The organism is Parcubacteria group bacterium, from assembly GCA_016186325.1.
Classification (GTDB): Bacteria; Patescibacteriota; Minisyncoccia; order UBA10092; family UBA10092; genus JACPHB01.
This window is the reverse complement of record JACPLW010000007.1, coordinates 1-7,090: the sequence shown is the minus strand read 5'-3', so window position 1 is coordinate 7,090 and position 7,090 is coordinate 1. Positions and strand designations below refer to the sequence as shown.

General features: G+C 40.5%; 14 protein-coding genes. All 14 read left to right on the top strand.

Annotated elements, in window-relative coordinates:
* Window positions 1–525 (top strand): cell division protein FtsZ (locus HYW79_02750; protein MBI2635440.1); only part of this gene is annotated, 525 nt, incomplete at its 5' end.
* 202 nt (window positions 526–727) lie between these two features.
* Window positions 728–1,549: a class I SAM-dependent methyltransferase gene (locus HYW79_02745; GenBank protein ID MBI2635439.1), complete on the top strand. Its 822-nt coding sequence runs from the start codon at window positions 728–730 to the stop codon at window positions 1,547–1,549.
* Window positions 1,550–1,863: 314 nt separating this feature from the next.
* Window positions 1,864–2,139: a type II toxin-antitoxin system RelB/DinJ family antitoxin gene (locus HYW79_02740; protein ID MBI2635438.1), complete on the top strand. Its 276-nt coding sequence runs from the start codon at window positions 1,864–1,866 to the stop codon at window positions 2,137–2,139.
* Window positions 2,140–2,220: 81 nt separating this feature from the next.
* Window positions 2,221–2,400: a hypothetical protein gene (locus tag HYW79_02735; protein MBI2635437.1), complete on the top strand. Its 180-nt coding sequence runs from the start codon at window positions 2,221–2,223 to the stop codon at window positions 2,398–2,400.
* Window positions 2,401–2,456: 56 nt separating this feature from the next.
* Window positions 2,457–3,062 carry an HAD family phosphatase gene (locus HYW79_02730; GenBank protein ID MBI2635436.1) on the top strand — a complete coding sequence of 202 codons (606 nt, stop codon included), beginning with the start codon at window positions 2,457–2,459 and terminating at the stop codon, window positions 3,060–3,062.
* A gap of 3 nt (window positions 3,063–3,065) precedes the next feature.
* Window positions 3,066–3,638 (top strand): hypothetical protein, encoded by a 573-nt coding sequence (locus HYW79_02725; protein MBI2635435.1) that lies wholly within the window; start codon window positions 3,066–3,068, stop codon window positions 3,636–3,638.
* 148 nt (window positions 3,639–3,786) lie between these two features.
* Window positions 3,787–4,026 carry an AbrB/MazE/SpoVT family DNA-binding domain-containing protein gene (locus HYW79_02720; GenBank protein ID MBI2635434.1) on the top strand — a complete coding sequence of 80 codons (240 nt, stop codon included), beginning with the start codon at window positions 3,787–3,789 and terminating at the stop codon, window positions 4,024–4,026.
* A gap of 9 nt (window positions 4,027–4,035) precedes the next feature.
* A complete protein-coding gene (locus tag HYW79_02715) occupies window positions 4,036–4,422 on the top strand; it encodes a type II toxin-antitoxin system death-on-curing family toxin (GenBank protein MBI2635433.1) in 387 nt (128 codons plus the stop codon).
* 21 nt (window positions 4,423–4,443) lie between these two features.
* The gene (locus tag HYW79_02710; protein MBI2635432.1) at window positions 4,444–4,650 is read left to right on the top strand and encodes a hypothetical protein; all 207 of its coding nucleotides are present in this window, start codon (window positions 4,444–4,446) and stop codon (window positions 4,648–4,650) included.
* A 148-nt stretch (window positions 4,651–4,798) separates the two neighbouring features.
* Window positions 4,799–4,978: a hypothetical protein gene (locus HYW79_02705; GenBank protein MBI2635431.1), complete on the top strand. Its 180-nt coding sequence runs from the start codon at window positions 4,799–4,801 to the stop codon at window positions 4,976–4,978.
* Entirely contained in the window at window positions 4,965–5,402 is a 438-nt protein-coding gene (locus HYW79_02700; GenBank protein MBI2635430.1) for a PIN domain-containing protein, read from the top strand. Before HYW79_02705 ends, HYW79_02700 begins: the two co-directional genes overlap by 14 nt.
* 41 nt (window positions 5,403–5,443) lie before the next feature.
* Complete coding sequence (locus tag HYW79_02695) at window positions 5,444–6,163, top strand: HD domain-containing protein (protein MBI2635429.1); 720 nt, start codon at window positions 5,444–5,446, stop codon at window positions 6,161–6,163.
* Window positions 6,156–6,794 (top strand): HAD-IB family phosphatase, encoded by a 639-nt coding sequence (locus HYW79_02690; protein ID MBI2635428.1) that lies wholly within the window; start codon window positions 6,156–6,158, stop codon window positions 6,792–6,794. The genes HYW79_02695 and HYW79_02690 overlap by 8 nt, the downstream gene beginning before the upstream one ends.
* A gap of 10 nt (window positions 6,795–6,804) precedes the next feature.
* The coding region (locus HYW79_02685; GenBank protein MBI2635427.1) for a CYTH domain-containing protein at window positions 6,805–7,090 on the top strand (286 nt) is incomplete at its 3' end.

Sequence of the window (7,090 nt, the reverse complement as noted above, 5' to 3'; positions counted from 1 at the left end):
GTGATGACCGAGGCGGGCCTGGCGGTCATCGGAGTGGGATACGGCGGCGGAGCGGATAGAGCCGTTAAAGCTATCGGCGAGGCCATTAATTCGCCCCTCCTCGACATTTCCATTGAAGGGGCAAGAAGCGTGCTTTTCGGAGTGGCTGGCGGCCGCGATTTGAAGATGACTGAAATTAACGAGGCGGCCAAAATTATTACCGATGCGGTTGATCCGGAAGCGAAAATTATTTTCGGCGCTTATAACGATCGAAAACTGAAGAACGGCCAAATTAAAGTGATTATTATTGCCACTGGATTTAACGGAATGGCCATGAGAAGGGAGGAGCCGTTGAACTTATTTAATGTCCAGCTGGAACCGATGGCCGATTCTTTGAGCAAGCTTCCAGAACCAAATAAGAGAGCGAGAATAGGTAGGGCGGGAACTAATGCCGAGACTACTCCGAAAACTCCGGAGGAAGAGAGCGGGTTATCCGAAGACATTTGGGAAGTGCCGGCATTTTTGAGGAGGAAGGGGAAGAGGTAGGGGTCCGCCCAGCACCTTACTCTCTATGGGAAACAGAATAATTTTACTCCAGCGGTAAAATTTTCTTCGCCCTCGGCCCGCCAGTCCGACTCACGTCGGACACCAAGCTGGCTTAGGCCTGCGGGATGTTCCCTACGACAGCAAGCTGGCGGGCTTATTGAGTTTTGTTTTTATGAGGAGAAACTCGGTTATTATTAAGTGAATGAACAAGAAACTTGTAAGAGAGTATTATAGCCAACGTGCCGCGAAGGAATGGAGAAGATTAGCCAGAAAGAACCCCTATTATCAACTAGAGTTCAATACGAGTCTCCATTTTCTCAAGAAATACCTGCCAAAGAAGGGCCTAATTCTTGATGCCGGCGGAGGACCAGGAAGATATTCAATCGCACTAGCAAAGCTCGGATATGACGTGGTCCTTTTAGACTTAACGCCGGAATTACTTCAACTGGCAAGGAAGAAATTTAAGCAGGAGAAAGTTGAAAAAAGGATAAAGGGAATCGTCGAAGGTTCTATAGATGACCTTCCGGAATTTAAAAATAATAGCTTCGACGCTGTTATCTGCCTGGGTGGAACCTTATCTCATATCTTAGCCCAAAAGGCGCGAGAGAAAGCGATTAGCGAACTGGCTAGGGTCGCAAAGAAAAACGCTCCAATTTTCATCTCGGTTATCGGAAGATTGGCAGTTCTAGTAAATGAACTAGTACTTTTTCCTCAAGAGATCGCGGTTAATAAAGTTCTTGCCTCTGTAAGAGATACTGGAGATTATTTAGGCGGTTACGGTTTCACCGCATGCCATTTCTTTTTACCTGAAGAGCTAGAAACATCATTTAAGAAGAGGAAAATTAGAATTTTGGAAATGGTCGGATTACAAGGAGTATCTAGCTGGCATAGGAAGGAAACAGACCGTCTTTTCAAAAAGTATCCAAAGGCTTGGAAGATTTGGATCGAGACTCATTATAAGACTTGTACTCATCCTGCAGTCGTTGGTCTCAGCGAGCACTTTATGATAATCGGTAAGAAATAAGCACATAGTTGCCCTATGTTTTAACATATGTTAAAACATAGGGCAACGTAATTATCTCCCAATCTATACGGCCGTTTAGATTTGGCCATAGAATTTCTGGGCTTGAAAAGAGGGAGGGGAAAACGATAGAATCTAGAAGCTAGAAAATAGAATCTAGCAGTTTTCTATTTAACTACTTTCTATATTCTACTTTCTATAGAACATGGCGCTTAATCGGCAGGAGATGAAAATACAGTCGCGGCACTACGCCCCGAGTTGGGATTAGAAATTAGGGGTGTTGACAGCGTATTAACCGTTGTATACACTTTAGTTATATGGCGAAGACGGTAATTAATGTAAAAGTGGATAAGGATACTAAGAAGAAGGCTCAAGTCCTTGCGAAAGATTTGGGGCTTCCGTTAAGCACGATTATTAATGCGAATCTCAGGGAGTTTGTGAGAAGTGGAGAAGTTGTTTTCTCCATTGAGCCCAAGATTAAACCGGAAGTTTGGAAGTTGCTTAGAAAAGCAAGCGCTGACTATAAGGCCGGAAAGAATATTTCTCCCCGTTTTTCCTCAGCTAAAGAAGCTATTCGTTACCTTAACTCCTAAATGAAGGTAGTTTTTCACCGCGGCTTCAAGAAGTATTATAAAAAGCTGAGGCCGGGTGAGCGAAGGAAGTTCGAGGAGCGGTTGCGCTTATTCGTGGAAGATCCCTATCATCCCGTCTTGAATAATCATGCTTTGAAAGAACGTTATCAAGGCTACAGAAGTATTGATATTACCGGAGACTTAAGAGCATTATTTGAATTACGGGGTGAAAACATAGCATTTTTTATTATTGTCGATACGCATAGCAACTTGTATGGCTAAGGAGAGAAAACAGCAATCGTGGCATTACGCTCCGAGGTGGGATTAGAGATGACTAAATGATTAAAGCAATAACTTTTGATTTAGATGGGGTTTATTTTGTAAATGGCAAATCTAATTTTATAAAAGCCTTGGGAGGATTAGATGTTTCCGAGAGGGAAGCGAAAAGGGTGTTTCTTCAAAGTGATGAGATGAATAACCTTTATAAAAGGGGGAAGATGAATGACGAAGAGTTTTGGAGCTGGGCTGCCAAAGAATGGAAATTAAATAAATCCCCAGATGAACTTATTGAGTTATTGATAGATGGATATGAGATAAATCCCGATGTGGTGGATGCCATAAAGCGGGTAAGAGAAAATGGATACAAAACTCTTATTTGCTCCAATAATTTTCCCGCTCGAGTTAATGGTTTACAAAAGAAATTCGCCTTTTTGAAGGATTTTGACACTGCCGTTTTCTCTTACGAAGTTGGTTTTATGAAGCCCACTCCGGAGATATTCAGTGAGCTCATTCGAAGGTCTGGAGTTAAAGCAGAAGAGATAGTGTATGCGGATGATCGCCAAGATGTAGTTGAAGTGGCTAAAGGTCTTGGCATCCAAGCTTTCTTTTATGAGGATTTCGATCGGTTTATTGAGGAGCTAAGAAGATTAAAGGTTAATATATAGCTTATGCCTAGAATTTGTATTTGGGGAGATAGTATTACTTGGGGTTCTTATGATTTGGAAAAAGGCGGGTGGGTAGAGCGATTGAAGGTTGATTTGATAAATGGCACCGAAGGTGAAGTTCAGGTGTATAACCTCGGAGTCTCGGGTGATAAAGTGGCCGATGTACTTAAGCGATTCGAAGCAGAAGCTTCGGCTCGACAGCCAGACGTAGTTATTTTAGCAATTGGAATTAACGACAGTCCTCATGAAAATTATTCTCAAGGGACTAATTTGAAAGAATTTGAGGGTTTATATCGCAAGCTAATGAATATAGCTAAAAGGTATTCAGAGAGGTTGGTTATGGTTAGCCCTACTAATGTAGACGATTCTCGTCCAGACAATACATATCGAGGTGTCGATAGATATGCAGGAGTTGTTGAGAGTCTTGCTAAAGAAGATTCGGTGCCATTTATTAATCTCTTCGGCTTGATGAGCAAAGAAGATCTAGAAGTAGATGGTTTACATCCTTCAGCTACTGGCCACGAGAAAATTTATAGAGCCGTGAAAAACGAACTGGAAAAGAATAATTTAATTTGATTGGGTTATAGAGATAGCTCGGAAAGTAAGATTTTCTATCTCCAATTTTCGACGGCCGTCGAAAATTGGAGATAAAGTTTTGTTTGGATTTGAAAGAAGTGCAGAGTGTCCCTGTTGACAGATTAGAATATTATTCTAATATGAAAATATGACGCAAAAAGTGTTAAAAGTAGGCAGTTCGGCGGCGGTAACCATTCCAAAAAAATCTTTGGAGGAGCTCGGTTTGAAGGTAGGGGATAGAGTTGCTGTTGAGGTAGATAAAAAGAGAAAAGCGGTAATCGTTCAGCCGACTAAAAAGCTTTCTGTAAGAGAAGGGCGGGTTGCTGAACTCACTTTGAATTTTATTGACCGATACAGAAAAGACCTAGAAACTCTGGCAAGGAAATAGTATCTCTTCGTGATCTATTTAAGCAGAAGGGAACTTCTTTTAATCCATTCAATTATTATTGACGAAACGGGCGGCCCCCACGGTGTGCGGGATTATCATGTTATTGCAGTATTAGGAGATCTGCCTCGGCAGAAGTTCGGCGGGCAAGAGCTGTATAAGACTATTTTTATTAAAGCTGCTCTGTACGCGAGGAATATTATTGCTGGCCATCCATTTGTTGATGGCAATAAAAGAACAGGGATGACCGCCGCTTCTGTATTTTTAGAGAGTAACGGTTACCAAATTATTGCCAAGAAAGGGGAAATTGAAAAATTCGCCCTTAAAATTGTTAGAGAAAAACTCGATCTTGAAGAGATTGCGAAGTGGTTGAAAAAACATTCGAAAAAACTAAAGTGAATGATAAAATAAAAAGCCCTTATGCCTTGGTGTTTTGCAATTGTTAACAATCGGTTAGCTGAAATTTATTTTAAAGAGAAAAAGAATGGGCGGAGAGAGATTTGGGCTCATTGTTATGTTGAAAAGAACGATTATAAAACGAAGAGAGAGCAAAAATGGATAGCCGAAGATGCTAAGAGAATGGAAGTCGTTTATAGAAATAAGAAGTATCAGTTAATTAAGACCTAATATATCACTTATCCCGCCATGGCGGGATAAGTGATATAAAATCAAAATAGTGACGACAACTAAAGAATTTATTAGAAATCGGAAGGGGCAGAGGTTGGCCGCTTTTATTATTGATGCACCCGTGCTATATTGGGCAGAGCAATAAACTATGAACCGGATTGCTCTTAAGAAGAAGATTTCTCGGCTTGAAACCGAGCTGGAAATAATAAAGACAGAGCTTGAGGAGAAACCGGATTTTGATATTGACGAAAAGAATTGGCAAAAGGTGAAGCCAGAGTCAAGGAAAGCAAGAAAGGAGCTTTATCGGAAGCTCTATGGCAAAGCCTAAAGTATTTCTAGATTCCAGCGTGCTAATTACCGCCGCCCTTTCAGCTCGCGGCGGGTCTTTTTATATTCTGACGCGTTTTAGAGACAAATGTGAATTTCAAATCAACGAATATATTTTGGAAGAAACTATCAGGGTTTTGGATCGAAAATTCAAAGAAAGGGAAGATCTGAAAAGTAAATTATTTCTTCTCCTCGGTTGGGCAAAGATAAAAATTCTTCCTAATCCAGGAGTCAGAAAATTAAAAGCAGCAGAGAAATTAGTCAATAAAGAAGACGCGCCAGTTCTAGCTTCAGCGCTGGAGACCAGTTCTTATCTTCTCACCCTGGATAATGACTTTCTCAAGGAAGAAATTATTATTTTTGTAAAGGCAAAAAGGTTGGCAATTTTAAAGCCGAAAGAGTTTATTCAGAAATTCGGGGCTTAATGAGTAGGACCAAAGAATTTATTAAAAATCGGAAGGGGTATATGGATAAAAGTGAAATTATAAAAAGGACAACTTCTCATATTAAAGCTTTGATGGCTAAAGAGGGGACGGGGCATGATTGGTGGCATATTGAGCGGGTGGTGAGAAACGCGAAAAAGATTGCCAAAAAAGAAGGAGGGGATTTATTTGTAATTGAACTGGCTGCTTTGCTTCACGATATCGCTGATTGGAAATTTCATGGAGGTGATTTCTCTATTGGGCCGAAGAAAGCGAGAGAATGGTTAGAGAAATTGAAAGTAGAAAAAAATACCATCTCTTCTATTGGGCCGAAGAAAGCGAGAGAATGGTTAGAGAAATTGAAAGTAGAAGAAAATACCATCTCTCATGTAACGGATATCGTAGGAGGTGTTTCTTTTCGAGGAGGAACTAATAAAGCTAAAATGAAAACTTTGGAAGGGAAAATCGTGCAAGACGCAGATAGACTTGATGCGATGGGGGCGATCGGAGTTGCAAGAACCTTTGCTTATGGAGGTTATCGAGGAAGAGAAATTTATAATCCGAAAATTAAGCCGAAGTCATACAAGCATTACGCAAACTTAAAGAGGGGAATGAAGAGCGGAACGACGATTAATCATTTTTACGAGAAGCTTTTACTTCTTAAAGACAAGATGAATACAAAAACCGGCAGGAAGATGGCAGAAGAAAGGCACAAATTTATGGAACAATTTTTAAAGCAGTTTTATAGAGAGTGGAATGGTTAAGGCGGTGATTTTTGATGTTGACGGGACTTTGACTGAGCGGGATTCTTGGACGCGGCTGACAGATAATTTGGGGGGTTCGGCGGACGAGCATCTTTATATCTTTAAAGATTTTTTGGGAGGAAAAGTTTCCTATAAAGATTCAAAAGCGAAGCTATTGAAAGTTTGGCAAGCAACAGGGAATGCTAATAAGGAAAATTTCCAAAAAATATTTGAAAGTTGGCTCCTTCGGCCGGAAGCGTATGAGGTTGTAGACTTTCTAAAAAGTAGAGGAATTATTGTTTGTATTATTACCGGCTCGATGGATTTATACGCTGATATAGTCGCTAAGAGATTAGATATCCCTTTCTACTTTTTTAATACCAAATTAGTTTGGGACGAAAAAAATAACCTGATTGATTTTCAATATATTAAGGACCAAGCAGGCGAGAAGGTTAGACAATTTTTGCAATTCTGTCAGGAGCAAAATTTAGATCCTCAAAACTGTATTGTAGTCGGTGATGGCGCCAACGACATCGGATTATTTAAAATCGCCCGGGGGGTTGCCCTAAAGTCAGCAGATTCTTCAAGTATAGAACCACATGCTTGGAAGGTTGTTAATAACCTCTCGGAGTTAAGAGAAATTTTAGATTAGTATTATTTTTATGATTGAGGTTGAGAATAGGTTTCTCTTAACGGAAGAAAATAAAAAGAAACTAATTGACGGTGCAGAATCTCTCGGCGAAGAAATATTTACGGATGTTTATTATGACACTGTCGATGCTTCTGTGATGAAGCGTGATATGTGGCTGCGGTTACGGAGTGGGAAATTCGAAATGAAGCTGCCGCTAAACGAAAAATCGGTACTGCAGAGAAAGTCAAATAAATATAAGGAGATAGAAACTGAAGAAGAGATACGAATGGTGTTAGGGCTCCCGCTAAATGGAGATT